Raw genomic sequence first — 16,213 nt, 5'->3', positions numbered from 1 at the left:
TCAGCAGTCGTGGCGCTAACAAGGCCGCGGCGCGTGCCGCGGCCCGCTTACATTAACGCAAGTTGTAGAAGGCTTCCAGGCCGGGGTACGACGCGACTTCGGCCAGTTCTTCCTCGATGCGCAGCAGCTGGTTGTACTTGGCCATGCGATCCGAACGCGACAGCGAGCCGGTCTTGATCTGCATGGCGTTGGTGGCCACGGCGATGTCGGCGATGGTCGAATCCTCGGTTTCGCCCGAACGGTGCGAGACGACGGCGGTGTAGCCGGCGCGCTTGGCCATTTCGATGGCGGCAAAGGTTTCGGTCAGGGTGCCGATCTGGTTGATCTTGATGAGGATCGAGTTGGCGACGCCCTTCTGGATGCCTTCGCGCAGGATCTTGGTGTTGGTGACGAACAGGTCGTCGCCCACCAGCTGCACCTTCTTGCCAAGCTGGTCGGTCAGCAGCTTCCAGCCTTCCCAGTCGTTTTCGGCCATGCCGTCTTCGATCGAGATGATCGGGTACTTGTCGCACCAGGTCGCCAGCAGGTTGGTAAATTCCTGCGAGGACAGCGAGATGCCGCCTTCGCCGGCCAGCGTGTACTTGCCGTCGCGGTAGAACTCGGAGCTGGCGCAGTCCAGGCCCAGGGCGATCTGCGTGCCCGGCTCGTAGCCGGCTTCGGTGATGGCCTTCAGGATCAGCTGGATGGCGGCTTCGTGGCTGGCCACGTTGGGGGCGAAACCGCCCTCGTCGCCCACCGCCGTGGACATGCCCTGGCCGTGGATCAGCTTCTTGAGCATGTGGAAGACTTCGGCGCCCCAGCGCAGGGCCTCGCGGAAGCTGCCCGCGCCTACCGGCAGGATCATCAGTTCCTGCAGGTCGAGGGTGTTGTTGGCGTGCGCGCCGCCGTTGATGACGTTCATCATCGGCACCGGCATGCTCATGGGGCCGCTGCCGCCGAAGTAGCGGTACAGCGACAGGCCGGACTCGTCGGCGGCGGCGCGGGCCACGGCCATCGAGGCGGCCAGGATGGCGTTGGCGCCCAGGCGTTCCTTGGACTCGGTGCCGTCCAGCTCGATCAGGGTGCGATCGACGAAGGTCTGCTCCTGGGCGTCCAGGCCCATCAGCGCTTCCGAGATTTCGGTATTGAGGTTCTCGACGGCGCGCAGCACGCCCTTGCCGAGGTAGCGGCCCTTGTCGCCGTCGCGCAGCTCGATGGCTTCGCGGGCGCCGGTGGACGCGCCCGACGGCACGGCCGCGCGGCCCATGGCGCCGGATTCCAGCAACACGTCACATTCGACGGTCGGGTTGCCGCGCGAATCCAGAATCTCGCGGCCGATGATATCGACGATTGCACTCATGACTTTACATTCCCTGAACGATAAACATATTCATCACGGCCGCGCCTTCACGGGCATTGCGGGCGCGTCGGTACTGCCAGGAGTCGTAGAAGGCCTGGGCCGCGGCCATGGAGGGAAACTCCATGACGACGGTGCGGCCGGGCTCACGCCCCTCAAGGTGCCGGGATTCGCCGCCGCGCACCAGGATCTTGGCATCGTACGCGCGCATGGCGAGCGTGGACAGACGCTTGTAATCCTCGTACTGCGCGGGCTTGGTCACTGTGACGTCGGCGATGAGATAGGCACTCATGGGGTTCCTTCAGGGCAGTTGCATTGATGGGGTCGCGGCGCCGGACCGCGAGACACGGGCAGTGTCGCGCAACACGGCGGGGCCGTGCCTGTCCGATGCTAAGTGGTTGTATCCGAAAGCAGCGCCGCGGCGCGAGGCCACGGCGCGTTGTCCGCCAGGAGCGACGGCGGGAATAAGGCCGGCGGCCCGGGCGGCGCAAATGCGCGGCTCGGTGCCGCCGACCGCCATTACGCCCCCTGGCCGCGGCGAGCCTTCTGCTCGATGGCGGCGCGGATGTAGCTGGAGAACAGCGGGTGGCCGTCACGCGGGGTGGACGTGAACTCCGGGTGGAACTGGACGCCGACGAACCAGGGGTGGTCGGGCAGTTCCATGATTTCCGGCAGGTTCTCGGTCGGGGTGCGCGCGCTGATCACCATGCCAGCCTCTTCGAGGCGCGGCACGTAGACGTTGTTGACTTCGTAGCGGTGGCGATGGCGTTCGTTGACTTCGTCGCCGTAGATCGACTGAGCGCGGGTGCCCGGCTTGATCGGCACGCGCTGCGCGCCCTTGCGCATGGTGCCGCCCAGGTCGGACGAGTTGTCGCGCTTTTCGACCTTGCCTTCGCGGTCCATCCATTCGGTGATCAGGGCCACCACGGGATGCGGCGCCGACGGATCGAACTCGGTGCTGTTGGCGCCGCCCAGGCCCGCCACGTGGCGCGCGAATTCGATCACGGCCAGTTGCATGCCCAGGCAGATGCCCAGGTACGGCACGCCGTTTTCACGGGCGTAGCGGATCGCGGCGATCTTGCCTTCGGTGCCGCGCTTGCCGAAGCCGCCCGGCACCAGGATGGCGTCCAGGTGCTTGAGCTGGTCGGTGCCGCGGGTTTCGATGTCTTCGGAATCGATGTACTCGATATTGATCTTGGAGCGCGTGTGGATGCCGGCGTGCACCAGGGCTTCGGTCAGCGACTTGTACGACTCGGTCAGGTCGACGTACTTGCCGACCATGCCGATGGTCAGCTGGTGCTCGGGGTGTTCGAGCGCGTCGACCAGGTTGTCCCACATGGACAGGTCGGCCGGCGGCGGGGTCAGGCCCAGCGCTTCGCAGACGATGTTGTCCACGCCCTGCTTGTGCAGCATGGCCGGGATCTTGTAGATCGAGTCGGCGTCCCACACCGAGATGACGGCATCCAGGGGGACGTTGGAGAACATCGAGATCTTGGCGCGCTCGTCGTCCGGAATGGGACGGTCGGCGCGGCACAGCAGCGCGTTCGGGTAGATGCCGATTTCGCGCAGCTTCTGCACCGAGTGCTGGGTGGGCTTGGTCTTGAGTTCGCCGGCGGACGCGATGAACGGCACCAGCGTCAGGTGCACGAAGGCGGCATTGTTGCGGCCCATGCGCAGGCTCATCTGGCGCGCGGCTTCCAGGAAGGGCAGCGATTCGATGTCGCCCACGGTGCCGCCGATCTCGACGATGGCGACGTCGGTGTTGCCGTTCCAGGCGGCGTCCGCGCCACGGGCGATGAAGTCCTGGATCTCGTTGGTGATGTGCGGAATGACCTGGACGGTCTTGCCCAGGTAGTCGCCCCGGCGCTCCTTGCGCAGCACCGATTCGTAGATCTGCCCGGTGGTGAAGTTGTTCACCTTGTGCATGCGGGCGGAGACGAAACGCTCGTAGTGGCCCAGGTCCAGGTCGGTTTCGGCGCCGTCTTCCGTGACGAACACCTCACCGTGCTGGAACGGGCTCATGGTGCCCGGATCGACGTTGATGTAGGGGTCGAGCTTGAGCATGGTGACCTGCAGACCACGCGACTCGAGGATGGCGGCGAGCGACGCAGCGGCGATGCCCTTGCCCAGGGAAGACACCACTCCGCCGGTGACAAATACGTATTTGGTCATCGTAATAAGCGCCCGGGACGAGCGGGCGCGTGCGGGAAATTTGGATTATAGCCGGGAGGCGGAACTTGTCTGGGTTTTCCCCTAGCGGCCAGGCGTAACATTTGGCTGCACTCGGCCGGCGCCCCGACATGCCTCGCGGGCGGGGACCATGCTATGTTCGTCCCCGATTTCGACATCCCGAGGAGCCCGTCGCCGATGAACGCCCCGCCCGAACGCCCGAACGCCCTGGCCTGGCGCCTGGTCACCGCCGTCGTCTGCCTGCAATTGCTCGCCGCGGCGCTGCTGCAGGCCTATCTGTTGCTGGCGTCCCCGTTGGCCGAGCGGATCCGCGAGACGTTCGCGCGCCCCGAGATGGTGGCCACCACGGTCGTGCAAATCGTCGCCGGCACCGTCCTCATGGCGCTGGTCACCTGGTGCACCACGCAACGCTGGCTACGCCGGCACGACGCCGCCGGCGTCGACCGGCCGGGCCGGATGACGGCCGTGCTGTTGATGGTCTCGCTGGTGTTGTTCGTGCTGATCTCCGCCGCCCAGGCGCTGCTGCAGCATGCGTTCTATTCGTTCGTCCTGGCGAACCGGGAATGGGTGGACAACGTTTTCGGCTACTACCGCCCGGCCCGGGTGCTGGTGATGGCGCTGCCGCTCAAACTGTGTGGCCTGCTGCTGGTGATCGCGGGCGCCTGGCTGGCGGTGCGCATCGCGGCCTGGAGCGTCAGGCCGGCCGGCGGACCGGCGGCGCCGTCCCACACGCCCCGCCACGCGGCATGGATCGCCGCGCTGACGCTGCTGCTGTGGCAATTGCACGTCGGACTGGTGTTGGGCGGCTACTTCATGACCTATGTGCGTTCGGAGCAACTGCTGGAGTACGCCCTTGGCTACTGGGTGCTGCCGGCCCTGATCTTGGGTCTGGCGGCGTGGGTCTGCCTCAAAAGCCTGCCACGGACGCTGGGCACGGCCGGGTTCGGCTGCGCCATCGCCCACGGCACCTTCGCGTTCTGGCTGACGCAGGTGCTTGGCGTCGGCCTGGCCTTCCTGATCCTCTGGAACATGACCTGGGACCAGCTGATGCGCGCCGCCGAGTCGTACATGACGACCGCGGTGTCGCTGCTGATCTATGGCGTGCTGATCGCGCTGGGATGCTATGCCGGCGCCCGGCTGTTCTACCGGCATCGCGAGACGCCGCCGGCGAACGCGCCGGCCTGAGGCGCCGCCGCGCGAAGGCGCAACGCCGCAAGCGCAATGACAAAAGGCCCCGTTGGGGCCTTTTGTCATTGCAGGACGCGACCGTCACATTGCAGGACGCGACCGTCAGATGGCCGCGGTGCGGCGTTCCAGCCAGGCCAGCGCTTCGCCCTCGACCAAGGGCGACAGGCGCTCGAACACGGTCTTGTGATAGTCGTTGAGCCACGCGATTTCATCCGCGCGCAGCAGCGACGGCTCGATGCAGCGCGTGTCGATCGGGCACAGCGTCAGCGTCTCGAAACACAGGAACTCGCCCAATTCGGACGTCAGCCAGGCGCGGTTGGCCACCAGGTTCTCGATGCGCACGCCCCAGCGGCCGGGACGATAGATGCCCGGTTCGTTGGACGTGATCATGCCCGGCTCCATGGCCGTGTGCGGACCGGGAACCGCGCGATAGGAGATGACCTGCGGGCCTTCGTGCACGTTCAGGAAGTAGCCCACGCCGTGGCCGGTGCCGTGGCCGTATTCGGCGCCGCCTTCCCAGATCGGGGCGCGCGCGATGGCGTCCAGCATCGGCGACGGCGTGCCGCGGGGGAACGAAGCGCGCGACAGCGCGATCATGCCCTTGAGCACCAGCGTGAAGTCGACCTTCTGGTCGGCGCTGGGCGTGCCCACCGCGACCACGCGGGTGATGTCGGTGGTGCCGCCCAGGTACTGGCCGCCGGAATCGATCAGCAGCAGGCCGTCGCCTTCGATGGTGGCGTGCGACTCGGCCGTGGCGCGGTAGTGCGGCATGGCGCCGTTGGCGTTGAAGCCGGCGATGGTGGCGAAGCTGGGGCAGACGTAGTCCGGCCGGCGCGCGCGGGCGGCGGTGATCTGTTCGTCGATGGTCAGCTCGGTGATACGCTCGTTGCCCAGCGCGCCCTCGAACCAGGCGAAGAACTCGCACAGCGCCGCCCCGTCCTGCGCCATGGCCTGGCGCACGTTGGCCAGTTCAGCGTCGGTCTTGCGCGACTTGAGCAGCGTGGACGGGTTGATGGCCTCGACGCGCGGCACGGCCGGGTCCATCGCGTGGAACACGCCGCAGGTGACGCGGGCCGGGTCGATCAGCAGCTTCTGGTCCAGTTCGAGCGAGGCCAGCGCGTCGGCGGCCTGGGCGTAATCGGCCACTTCGACGCCATCGGCGGCCAGGGTGGCGCGCAGCGCGGCGTCGATCTTGCCGTCAGCCACGAACAGCGTAGCGTGGTCCAGGCCGAGCAGCGCATGGCCGACGAACACCGGGTTGTAGTCGACATCGGCGCCGCGCAGGTTGAAGAGCCAGGCGATGTCGTCGAGCGTGCTGATGAAATGCACGTCGGCGCCATGGGCGCGCATGGCGGCGCGCACCTGGGCCAGCTTGTCGGCGCGCGTGACGCAGGCCTGCGGCGCCACGTGTTCGTAGATCGCGGCCAGCGGCAGGCCGGCGCGGTCGGTCCAGATATCGTCCAGCAGGTCGGCGCGGATCTCCAGCGTGGCGCCGGACGTGGCGGCGGCCACCGACAGCGCGCGGAACGCGGCCAGGCCCAGCACCTGCCCATCGACGCCGATGACATCACCGGCGCGGGTGTTGGCGGCCAGCCAGTCCACATGGCCCGGCGTGGTGGCGACGGCGATCTTCATCAGCTGCACCCCGGTGCCGGCCAGTTGCGCCTCGGCCTGCACCCAGTAGCGGCTGTCGACCCACAGGCCGGCGAAATCGGCGGTCACCACCAGCGTGCCCACCGAACCCGTGAAGCCCGACAGCCAGCGCCGGCCCTGCCAGCGCGCCGGCAGGTATTCGGACAGGTGCGGATCCGAGGACGGCACGATATAGGCGGACAGGCCGTGGCGGCGCATGGCTTGCCGCAGTTGGGCGATACGGGTGTCGGTGCTGGACATGGGTTTCCTTAGCGCAACATGAAGGACATGGCGGCCAGGCTGTTCAAGGTGCGGATGGCGGCCTGCATGCTGTCCGTGGTGAACCGCAGCGTCACGCCGTCCACGCGCTCCAGCGTGGGCCACATGCAGAACAGGTCGGCCAGGGCCGACGACTGCGTCTGCAACCGGCATTCTATAGGGGCGGGGATCCGGAACGGAACCGCCTTTCCACCGCTGGGCCGCCCCGAGGTGGAAACGCCCCCCTGCGGGGCAGCAAGCCCGCCTTGCGGGCGCGGCGTGGGGGTCGTTCCCTTCAAGTTGCGCACGGCGGTCTCCGCGGCGGCGGCGATCGCGCGGCGCGAGGCCGCCGGCGACAGCGTCACGCCGCTGCCCTGGCCGTGCGCCACCTTGGTCTGCACCCACTGCGCGCCGGGGAACAGGTCGGCGGTCTCGGCGATGAACACGTCGTCGCCGGTGGCCAGGATGACGGGCACGCCCATTTCACCGGCCAGCGCGCCGTACAGGCCGGCCTCGCCCAGCTCCATGCCATTGATGAAGACGCGCGAGAAAGCGAAGCTGTTGATGGTGTGCGCGAGGATGCCGCGGCCCTGCGAGCGCGAGTGATAGCCGATCATGAAGACGGCGTCGCAGCCCTCTTCCAGGCCACCCATCATGCCCAGGTAGCGCGGCTTGCCCAGCACCAGGCGGGCGCGTTCGTCGATGCCGTCCGGCAGCAGGTTGCGGAAACCGCCGTGCGAATCATTGACCAGGATCTCTTCGGCGCCGCCAGCGATGGCGCCCTGCACGGCCGCGTTGGCCTCGGCGGTCATCCAGGCGCGGGCCCGCTCGTATTCGCCGTTGCCGGCACGGACTTGCTCGGCGTGGAAGACGCCGGCGACGCCTTCGATATCGGTGGAAATCAGGATCTTCATGGGGAGTGCCTTGGTGGGATTCAGAATTCGGTGTCCGCCAGCCATTGGCGCCAGTCGGGCGCGGCGTCGCGGATGGCGGCGCGGTGATGGCCGTCGCGGCCCTGCACGCCTTCGGCCCGCCACAGCGCGGCGATGATGGCCTGCTCGCAGGCCTCGGCCGCCGCTTCGAATAGCGGATCGATGCGGGTTTCGTGCAGCATGGCCAGCGCCGGCATCGGCCGCTCGGCCTGTTGCGGCACGGTGTAGGCGGTGGAGAACGCCAGCGCGATGTCGCCGCTGCCATGGCCGAACACCGAGCCGGTGCGGGCCAGGCCGGCGCCGGCGCGCAGCGACAGTCGGCGCAACTGGCGCGCGTCCAGCGGCGCGTCGGTGGCCACCAGCAGGATGATGGAGCCCTTCTCCGGCACGATGGCGGCGTTCTCTCCCGCCTGCGCCAGGCCGCGGTCCAATTGGTCCGCCAGCCGCCGGCCGAAGGGCCGGCCGGCCACGGTCAGGTTGGGCAGGCGACCGAAATTGGCCAGCACCAGCGCGCCGACGGTGTAGCGCAGGTCACGCTGGATCGCGGCCACGCGCGAGGCCGAGCCGATGCCGCCCTTGAAGGAAAAGCACGACATGCCACGACCCGCGCCGACCGCGCCCTGCGCCATGCGCTTGTCCGCGGCGGCCAGCGCCTGGGCGTAGTGCGATTCCTGCACCGCCATGGCCTGGATGTCATTCAGATAGCCGTCGTTGCACTCGAACACCAGCGGATTGACCGTCGACATGCCGCGGCCGATCTCGGGCGTGGCCGCCACCGCCGCGCGGATCTGGGCGTTGGCCACGGTGCCCACGCCGAAGGTGTTGGTCAGCGCGATCGGCGTTTCCAGCACGCCCAGTTCCTGCACCTGGACCAGCCCGGTGCTCTTGCCGAAGCCGTTCAGCACCGTGGCGGCCGCCGGCACCTTGTCCAGGAACAGATTGCCGCCGTGCGGCCGCACCACGGTCACGCCGGTCTGCAGCGCGCCGTCGTCCAGCGTGCAGTGGCCGACGCTGATGTCGCCCACGTCGCAGATCGAATCTAGCGGGCCGGCCTCCAGCTTGCCGATGCGGGGTTGGTCCAACGCTTGTTTGTCCATGCTTGTCGCTGCGTGTCGCCACGCTCCAGAATGCAAAATGCCGCCGTCCCGCGCGGCCGTGGCGCCCGCCGCGAGGCGGGCGCCCGGACGCGGGCGGCGGCAAGGGGACCGATGACACGCGCCGAGCCCCGAGGGGCGACCGACGCGGTAGCCATCATCCGCTTGGCGGTTACTTGCGATCGATCTTCGGATCGAGCGCGTCGCGCAGGCCGTCGCCCAGCAGGTTGAACGCCAGCACGGTCAGGAAGATCGCCAGCGCCGGGAAGATCGCCACGTGCGGGGCGATCACCATGTCGGCGCGCGCCTCGTTCAGCATCGCGCCCCACTCCGGCGTGGGAGGCGAGGCGCCCATGCCCAGGAACGACAGGCTGGCCGCGGTGATGATCGAGGTGCCGATGCGCATCGTGCCATACACCACGATCGGCGAGATCGTGCCGGGCAGGATGTGGCGCATGATGATGGTCCAGTCGGACGCGCCCACGCTCTTGACGGCCTCGACGTAGGTCATCTGCTTGATCGACAGCGTGTTGCCGCGCACCAGGCGGGCGAACGCCGGCACGCTGAACACGGCCACGGCCACGATCACGTTGACCATGCTCGAGCCCAGGATCGCGACCACGCCGATCGCCAGCAGCATGCCGGGGAACGCCAGCAGCACGTCGGAGACGCGCATCGTGATGCGCTCCCACCAGCCTTCGTAGTAACCCGCCATCAGGCCCATGAAGGTGCCGACGATGGCGCCCATGGCGACGGACAGGAAGCCGGCGGCCAGCGAGATGCGCGCGCCCATGATGATGCGGCTGAAGATATCGCGGCCCAGCGAGTCCACGCCCAGCCAGTGCGTCCAGGACGGACCGGCGTTGAGCGCGTCGTAGTCGAAGAAGTTCTCCGGGTCGAACGGCACGATCCAGGGGGCCAGGATCGCCACCACGACCAGCAGCAGGACAAAGAGGCCGGCGCCCACGGCCAGCTTCTGCTTCTTGAACTTGCGCCAGAACTCGGTGGCGGGCGTGCGCACGTCGTTCTTGGGCACGGCGGTGGCGACGGTTGCGGCGGGTGTCGTATTGCTCATGGCCGCCTCACTTGTAACGGATGCTGGGATTGATGACGCCGTAGAGCACGTCGACAATCAGGTTGATCAGGATGAATTCGAACGAGAACAGCAGCACCAGGCCCTGGATCACCGGGTAGTCGCGCTGGGTCACGGCGTCGACCAGCAGGCGGCCGAGGCCGGGCCAGTTGAACACCGTCTCGACCACGATCGAGCCGCCCAGGAGGAAGCCGAACTGCAGGCCCATCATGGTGACGACCGGAATCAGCGCGTTGCGCAGCGCGTGCTTGATGACCACGCGGCGCTCGCTCAGGCCCTTGGCGCGGGCGGTGCGCACGAAGTCTTCCTGCACCACTTCGACGAAGGAAGCGCGGGTAAAGCGCGCCATCACCGCGGCCACCGCCGCGCCCAGCGTGATGGACGGAAGTATGTAGTGTTTCCAGCTGGAGGCGCCCACGGTCGGCAGCCAGCCCAGGTTCACGGAAAAGATCTGCATCAGCATCATGCCCAGCGCGAACGCGGGGAACGAGATACCGGACACCGCCAGCGTCATGCCCAGGCGATCGGGCCAGCGGTTGCGCCAGACGGCCGACACGATCCCGATGATCATGCCGAAGGTGACGGACCAGGCCATACTGGCGATCGTCAGCCACATGGTGGGCATGAAGCGATCGGCGATTTCGGTCGAGACGGGACGCTTGGTACGCAGCGAGGTACCCAGGTCGCCTTGCAGCATGTGGCTGAAGTAGCGCACGAACTGCTGCGGCAGGGGCAGATCCAGGCCCAGTTCCTTGCGCACCAGTTCGACGGTCTGCTGGTCGGCCTCCTGGCCCGCGGCCAGTCGCGCCGGGTCGCCCGGAAGCATGTGCACAAACAGGAACACGACCACGGCCACCAGCAGCAGCGTGGGGATCATGCCCAAAAGACGTTTGACGATATAGGTCAGCATTGAAATTCCTGCAACATCGGCGGGGACACCGCGTCCCCGCCGTATGTGGCCTTGCAAGGGGCCGAACGGCCCCGTGAGTTACCGCCGCGCGATTACTGCTTCAGGTCGATATCGCCGAACCAGAACGAGGTGTCCGGCTCCACGTACACGCCCGACAGGTTCTTCGACTTGACGTACAGGTTGTTCTGGGTCACCAGGAAGGCCCACGGGGCGTCCTTCCAGATGGTTTCCTGAACGGTCTTGTAGATCTCGGTCTTCTTGGCGCGGTCGGTCGTCGCCAGGGCTTGCTGGATGCCGTCGTCAACCGACTTGTTCGAGTAGTACGACACGTTGTTGAGCACCGGCGGGAACGCGGCGGTGGTCAGCAGCGGACGCAGGCCCCAGTCGGCTTCGCCGGTCGAGGACGACCAGCCGGCGTAGTACATGCGGACCTTGGCGTCTTCAGGCTTCTGCACCTGTTGCACGCGCTGCACGCGCTGGCCCGATTCCAGCACTTCGACCGACACCTTGATGCCGACTTGCGCCAGTTGCTGCTGCAGGAACTGCACCACCTTCACCGAGGTGCCGTCGTTGTAGGCGGACCAGAGCTGGCTTTCGAAGCCGTTGGGGTAGCCGGCTTCAGCCAGCAGGGCCTTGGCCTTCTTGATGTCGTACGGCCACGGGCCGGTCTTGTGGGCAAAGTCCACGCCTTGCGGCACGACGCCGTCGACGACGGTGGCGTAGCCCGAGAAAGCGACCTTGGCCAGGGCTTCCTTGTTGATGGCGTAGTTGATGGCTTCACGCACCTTGACGTTGTCGAACGGCTTTTGCTGCGTGTTCATCGACAGGTAGCGGGCCATGATCGAGTTCTTGTGGTCGACCACGTCCAGCTTGTCGTTCTTGGACAGCACGGCGGCCTGCTCGAACGGCACCGGGAAGGCGAATTGCGCTTCGCCCGTCTGCACCACGGCGGCGCGGGTGTTGTTGTCGGTCACGGTGCGGAAGGTCAGGGTGTCGACCTTCGGGTAGCCCTTCTTCCAGTAGCCGTCGAACTTCTTGACCTTCAGGTATTCGGCGGGCTTCCATTCGACGAATTCGAACGGGCCGGTGCCGACCGGGTGGAAGCCGATTTCCTTGCCGTACTTAGCCAGGGCGGCCGGCGAGATCATCATGGCGGCCGGGTGGGCCAGCGCGTTGATGAAGGCCGAGAACGGCTTCTTCAGGGTGATCTTGACGGTCAGCGGGTCGACCACTTCGGTCTTGTCGATGACGCTGAACTGGATGTAGCGCGACAGGCGGTTTTCCGGGTTGGCCGGACGGTCGAAGTTGATCTTGACGGCTTCGGCGTTGAACGGGGTGCCGTCATGGAACTTGACGCCATCGCGCAGCTTGAAGGTGTACACCAAGCCGTCTTCGCTGACGGTGTAGTCGGTGGCCAGGACCTTCTGGACCTTCAGGTCCTTGTCGAACTCGAACAGGCCTTCGTAGTAGGCCTTGCCGGCCGCCTGGTTCAGCGTGCTGTTGGTGTTGTACGGGTCGAGCGTTTCCAGCGCGATGGAGACGGCAAACGTCACGTCCTTGGCAGCATGCGCCAGCGGCGAGGTGAGCACGCCGAAGGCCACCGCGGCGGCGGCCATCAGCTTGGTGGGGCGCAGAACTTTCATCATTGCAACTCCTGGTTCCTGTGCGGAATTAGGGGGTTTGGTGGAAGAAAAACAAGTACGACAACTGACTCAATACGCTCCGCCGACCGCGTGGCGGGCGACAAAGTGATCGGTTCCTACCTGCACCAGCGGCTGCACCACCGGCTCGTCGCCGAGCCTGCGGATCGGGCTGGGAATTTCATCGGACAGCAAGGTGCGTTTCATGTGGCGGCGCGCCGGATCGGCGATCGGCACGGCGGCCATGAGCTTCTTGGTATAGGGGTGCTGCGGGTTCTCGAAGATGGCCCGGCGCGGACCGATCTCGACAATCTGCCCCAGGTACATGACGGCCACGCGATGGCTGACGCGCTCGACCACGGCCATGTCGTGCGAGATGAACAGGAAAGAAATGCCCATGTCGCGCTGCAGGTCGATCAACAGATTGACGATCTGCGCCTGGATCGACACGTCCAGCGCCGACACCGATTCGTCCGCGATCACGACCTTGGGATTGAGGGCCAGGGCGCGCGCGATACAGATGCGCTGGCGCTGGCCGCCGGAGAATTCGTGCGGGTAGCGTTGCGCCATTTCGGGCGGCAGGCCGACGCGCTCGAGCAGTTCGGCCACGCGCTGCTCGGCCTCTTTGCCCTTGGCCACGCCGTGCACCAGCAGCGGCTCCATGATCGAGAAACCGACCGTGACGCGGGGATCGAGCGAAGCAAAGGGATCCTGGAACACGAACTGGATGTCGCGGCGCAGCGATTGCAGTTCGCCCGTCTTCAGGCGCACGATGTCGCGCCCGCCGAAGCGGATCTCGCCCCCCTGGCTTTCCACCAGGCGCAGCAGCGAACGGCCGGTGGTGGACTTGCCGCAACCGGACTCGCCCACCAGCGACAGCGTCTCGCCGGGATACAGGTCGAAGCTGACCTTCTCGACCGCGTGCACGCGGCGCTGCACGCGGCTCAGGATGCCGCCGCGCAGGTCGAAGCGCGTCACCAGGTTGCGCACGCTCAGGATCGGCTCGCGACGCGCGGCCGGCACTTCCTGGGTGCTGGCCGCGCCGGGTTCGGCCACCGGCTGCGCCTTGCCGTCCACCTGCAGCAGCGGGAAACGCGCCGGCAGGTCGGTGCCCTGCATCGCGCCCAGCTTCGGCACGGCCGACAGCAGCGCCTTGGTGTAGGCGTGCTGGGGCGTGGCGAATACCGACGCCGACGGGCCTTCCTCGACCTTGTCGCCGCGATACATGACCAGCACGCGGTCGGCCACTTCGGCCACCACGCCCATGTCGTGGGTGATGAACACCACGCCCATGTGCATTTCTTCCTGCAACTGGCGGATCAGTTGCAGGATCTGCGCCTGGATCGTGACGTCCAGCGCGGTGGTGGGCTCGTCGGCGATCAGCAGCGCCGGCTTGCAGGCCAGCGCCATGGCGATCATGACGCGCTGGCGCATGCCGCCCGACAACTGGTGCGGGTAGCGGTCCAGCACCGACTTGGCTTCCGGAATGCGCACCTGTTCCAGCATGCGCAGGGCCTCGGCGCGCGCGGCCGCGGCGTCCATGCCCTGGTGCTCGCGGATCGACTCGGCGATCTGGTCGCCGGCCGTGAACACCGGGTTCAGGGAGGTCATCGGCTCCTGGAAGATCATGGCCATGTCGGCGCCGCGCACATTGCGCATGGCGCGCTGATTGGCGTTGACCAGGTCGATCACGGAACCGTTGCGCCGGCGCAGGGCCATGCTGCCCTGGGCGATGCGGCCGCCGCCATGTTCCACCAGGCGCATCAGCGCCAGCGACGTCACCGACTTGCCCGACCCCGATTCGCCCACGATGGCCAGGGTCTCGCCCCGGTCCACATGGAACGACAGGTTGCGCACGGCTTCGACCGTGCGCTCCGAACCCACGAAGCGCACCGTCAGGTCGTCGACCTGGACCACGCGGTTATCCGGCAGCGCCAGGCTGTTTGCGCGATCAACCATATCTCTAGTAATCCCCAAAACTGACAAAAACGAAGCCCGCCGCCGCTCAGCGGTAGATGGCGGTGACCGGCTTCTCGCCGACGCGGGCGTAACCGCGGTACATGCCTTCCGTGTTGAACGGCAAGGCCACATTGCCCTGGGCGTCAACGGCCACCAGGCCGCCCTTGCCGCCGATGGTGGGCAGTTTTTCCATCACGACGCGGTCCGCCGCCGTTTCCAGCGAGGCGCCGCAATATTCCATCTGGGCCGCCACGTCATAGGCGGCGACCATGCGGATGAACATCTCGCCCGTGCCCGTGGTGGACACGGCGCAGGTCTTGTTGCTGGCATAGGTGCCGGCGCCGATCAGCGGCGCGTCGCCGACGCGGCCGACCTGCTTGTTGGTGATGCCGCCGGTGGAGGTGGCCGCGGCCAGGTTGCCCTGCGCGTCCACGGCCACGGCGCCCACGGTGCCGAACTTCTTGTCCGCATCCAGCGGATCGGCCGGCGCCGGCTGGCCGCGCGCGACCATGGCCTGGCCGTCGTGGTCCAGCACCGCCGCTTCCGGCGTTTCGCGCTGCACGCGCAGCAATTGCTCGCGGCGCGCCTCGGTGGAGAAATACGAGGGGTCGACAATTTCCAGGCCGGCTTCCTTGGCGAAGGCTTCGGCGCCCTCGCCCACGAACAGCACGTGCTTGCTGGTTTCCATGACCTTGCGCGCGGCGAACACCGGGTTGCGCACGCAGTTGACATTGGCGATGGCGCCCGAACGCAGCGTGGCGCCGTCCATGATGGCGGCGTCCAGTTCATGGGTGCCGGCGCTGGTGAACACGGCGCCATGGCCGGCGTTGAACAGCGGGCAATCTTCCAGGAGGCGCACGGCTTCGGTGACGGCGTCCAGCGCGCTACCGCCACGGGCCAGCACGGCCTGACCGGCGGTCAGGATGGACTCGAGGGCGCTCAGGTATTCCTGCTCTTTCTCGGGCGACATGGCCGCGCGGGACATCGCGCCGGCGCCACCGTGAATCGCGATCACGGGTTGAATCATCGTTTACCTACTCCATGGATGAGCCACGGCATCACGGACTGGGTCACCCCAGCGGCGGCCGCGACGGAATTCTTGGCCCGATAGGCCACCGCCGCCGACAAAGCCTCGATCAGGCCGAGCGCGGCGGTTTCGGAATTGGGGATCAGCTGGCGCGTGGACACGGCGTACAGCACCACCGACGCGGTCGGCGCCAGCGGCGAAGTGGGCTTGTCGGTCAGCACCAGCACCGGCACGCCGGCCTGCTTGGCGGCGCCAGCCAGGGTGACGGTATCGGCCAGGTAGCGCGGAAAGCCGATCGCGATGACCAGATCCTTGCTGGTCATGCGCGACATCTGGCGGGCGGCGTGCGACACGCCGCCAGGGCCCGCCAGCGATTCGACCGAATGCAGGTGCATGCACAGGCCGCGCTGCAGCATGCCGGCCAGGAAACCGCTGGCGCCGAAACCGATGATGAAGACGCGGTCGGCGGCCAGGATGGCGTCGACCGCCTGTTCACAGGCGGTGGCATCCAGACTCTGCAGGTTGCGCTGGGCGTTGCGGATGTCTTCTTCGAGCGTCGCGGCGAATATCTGCACCGCGCTGGCCGAATGCGCGAGTTCGGTGCGCAATTTTTCGACCGGCTCCAGCGCCGCCTCGAAACCGCGCGCCAGTTCGGCGCGGAATTGCGGGTAACCCGGCAGGTCCAGGGCGCGCGCGAAACGGTTGGCGGTCGCGACGGACACCCCCGCGGCCGTCGCGAATTCGTCGATGGTCATCGTGGCGACGCGGAACTGGTGCGCCAGGACGTACTCGGCCATCTTGTGCTGCGTGCGGCTCAGCGCGGGCTGGGCCCGGGCGATCCGATCAGCGATCGTGAGTGCGGCCTTGGTCATCGAGAATTAGGGGGGAAAACGTAGCGGAGGTTTGTGTAAATCTGTTTACACACAAATTTTAGATAAGAAAATTCATTTTCAT

The 16,213-nt window shown here is 67.0% G+C and carries 13 protein-coding genes; 1 reads left to right on the top strand and 12 read right to left on the bottom strand.

Features of this window, described 5'->3' with window-relative positions; all coding sequences use genetic code 11:
* Positions 1 to 52: 52 nt before the first annotated feature.
* The 3 genes from eno to pyrG form a co-directional block, all read right to left on the bottom strand.
* The gene (eno, locus tag AruCF_RS04420) at positions 53 to 1,339 is read right to left on the bottom strand and encodes a phosphopyruvate hydratase (protein WP_006389345.1); all 1,287 of its coding nucleotides are present in this window, start codon (positions 1,337 to 1,339) and stop codon (positions 53 to 55) included.
* A 4-nt stretch (positions 1,340 to 1,343) separates the two neighbouring features.
* Complete coding sequence (locus tag AruCF_RS04415; RefSeq protein WP_006389344.1) at positions 1,344 to 1,628, bottom strand: DUF1330 domain-containing protein; 285 nt, start codon at positions 1,626 to 1,628, stop codon at positions 1,344 to 1,346.
* Positions 1,629 to 1,855: 227 nt separating this feature from the next.
* Positions 1,856 to 3,508, bottom strand: coding sequence for a CTP synthase (pyrG, locus tag AruCF_RS04410; protein ID WP_006389343.1), 1,653 nt, complete (start codon positions 3,506 to 3,508; stop codon positions 1,856 to 1,858).
* Positions 3,509 to 3,703: 195 nt separating this feature from the next.
* Between pyrG and AruCF_RS04405 the strand changes: the two genes are divergently transcribed.
* Positions 3,704 to 4,711: a hypothetical protein gene (locus AruCF_RS04405; protein ID WP_049072234.1), complete on the top strand. Its 1,008-nt coding sequence runs from the start codon at positions 3,704 to 3,706 to the stop codon at positions 4,709 to 4,711.
* Positions 4,712 to 4,816: 105 nt separating this feature from the next.
* Here the strand turns inward: AruCF_RS04405 and AruCF_RS04400 are convergent, their stop codons facing one another.
* From AruCF_RS04400 to AruCF_RS04360, 9 genes are all read right to left on the bottom strand, one after another.
* Entirely contained in the window at positions 4,817 to 6,607 is a 1,791-nt protein-coding gene (locus AruCF_RS04400) for an aminopeptidase P family protein (protein ID WP_049072233.1), read from the bottom strand.
* 8 nt (positions 6,608 to 6,615) lie between these two features.
* Entirely contained in the window at positions 6,616 to 7,518 is a 903-nt protein-coding gene (locus tag AruCF_RS04395; RefSeq protein WP_049072232.1) for a M55 family metallopeptidase, read from the bottom strand.
* Between the two features lie 20 nt (positions 7,519 to 7,538).
* Entirely contained in the window at positions 7,539 to 8,633 is a 1,095-nt protein-coding gene (locus tag AruCF_RS04390; protein ID WP_049072231.1) for a DmpA family aminopeptidase, read from the bottom strand.
* Positions 8,634 to 8,802: 169 nt separating this feature from the next.
* Positions 8,803 to 9,705 (bottom strand): glutathione ABC transporter permease GsiD, encoded by a 903-nt coding sequence (gsiD, locus tag AruCF_RS04385; RefSeq protein ID WP_049072230.1) that lies wholly within the window; start codon positions 9,703 to 9,705, stop codon positions 8,803 to 8,805.
* Between the two features lie 7 nt (positions 9,706 to 9,712).
* On the bottom strand, positions 9,713 to 10,633 hold the full coding sequence (gsiC, locus tag AruCF_RS04380; RefSeq protein WP_049072229.1) for a glutathione ABC transporter permease GsiC: 921 nt from the start codon (positions 10,631 to 10,633) through the stop codon (positions 9,713 to 9,715).
* Between the two features lie 92 nt (positions 10,634 to 10,725).
* Entirely contained in the window at positions 10,726 to 12,279 is a 1,554-nt protein-coding gene (gene gsiB, locus AruCF_RS04375; RefSeq protein WP_049072228.1) for a glutathione ABC transporter substrate-binding protein GsiB, read from the bottom strand.
* 66 nt (positions 12,280 to 12,345) lie between these two features.
* A complete protein-coding gene (locus tag AruCF_RS04370; protein ID WP_049072227.1) occupies positions 12,346 to 14,232 on the bottom strand; it encodes a dipeptide ABC transporter ATP-binding protein in 1,887 nt (628 codons plus the stop codon).
* Positions 14,233 to 14,278: 46 nt separating this feature from the next.
* The gene (locus AruCF_RS04365; protein ID WP_049072226.1) at positions 14,279 to 15,259 is read right to left on the bottom strand and encodes an isoaspartyl peptidase/L-asparaginase family protein; all 981 of its coding nucleotides are present in this window, start codon (positions 15,257 to 15,259) and stop codon (positions 14,279 to 14,281) included.
* A complete protein-coding gene (locus tag AruCF_RS04360) occupies positions 15,256 to 16,131 on the bottom strand; it encodes a MurR/RpiR family transcriptional regulator (RefSeq protein WP_049072224.1) in 876 nt (291 codons plus the stop codon). The genes AruCF_RS04365 and AruCF_RS04360 overlap by 4 nt, the downstream gene beginning before the upstream one ends.
* Positions 16,132 to 16,213: the final 82 nt, after the last annotated feature.

The organism is Achromobacter ruhlandii, assembly GCF_002082135.1.
In the GTDB taxonomy this organism is placed as follows: Bacteria; Pseudomonadota; Gammaproteobacteria; order Burkholderiales; family Burkholderiaceae_B; genus Achromobacter; species Achromobacter ruhlandii.
The sequence above is the reverse complement of the archived record's forward strand: the minus strand, read 5'-3'. Positions and strand labels throughout refer to the sequence as shown.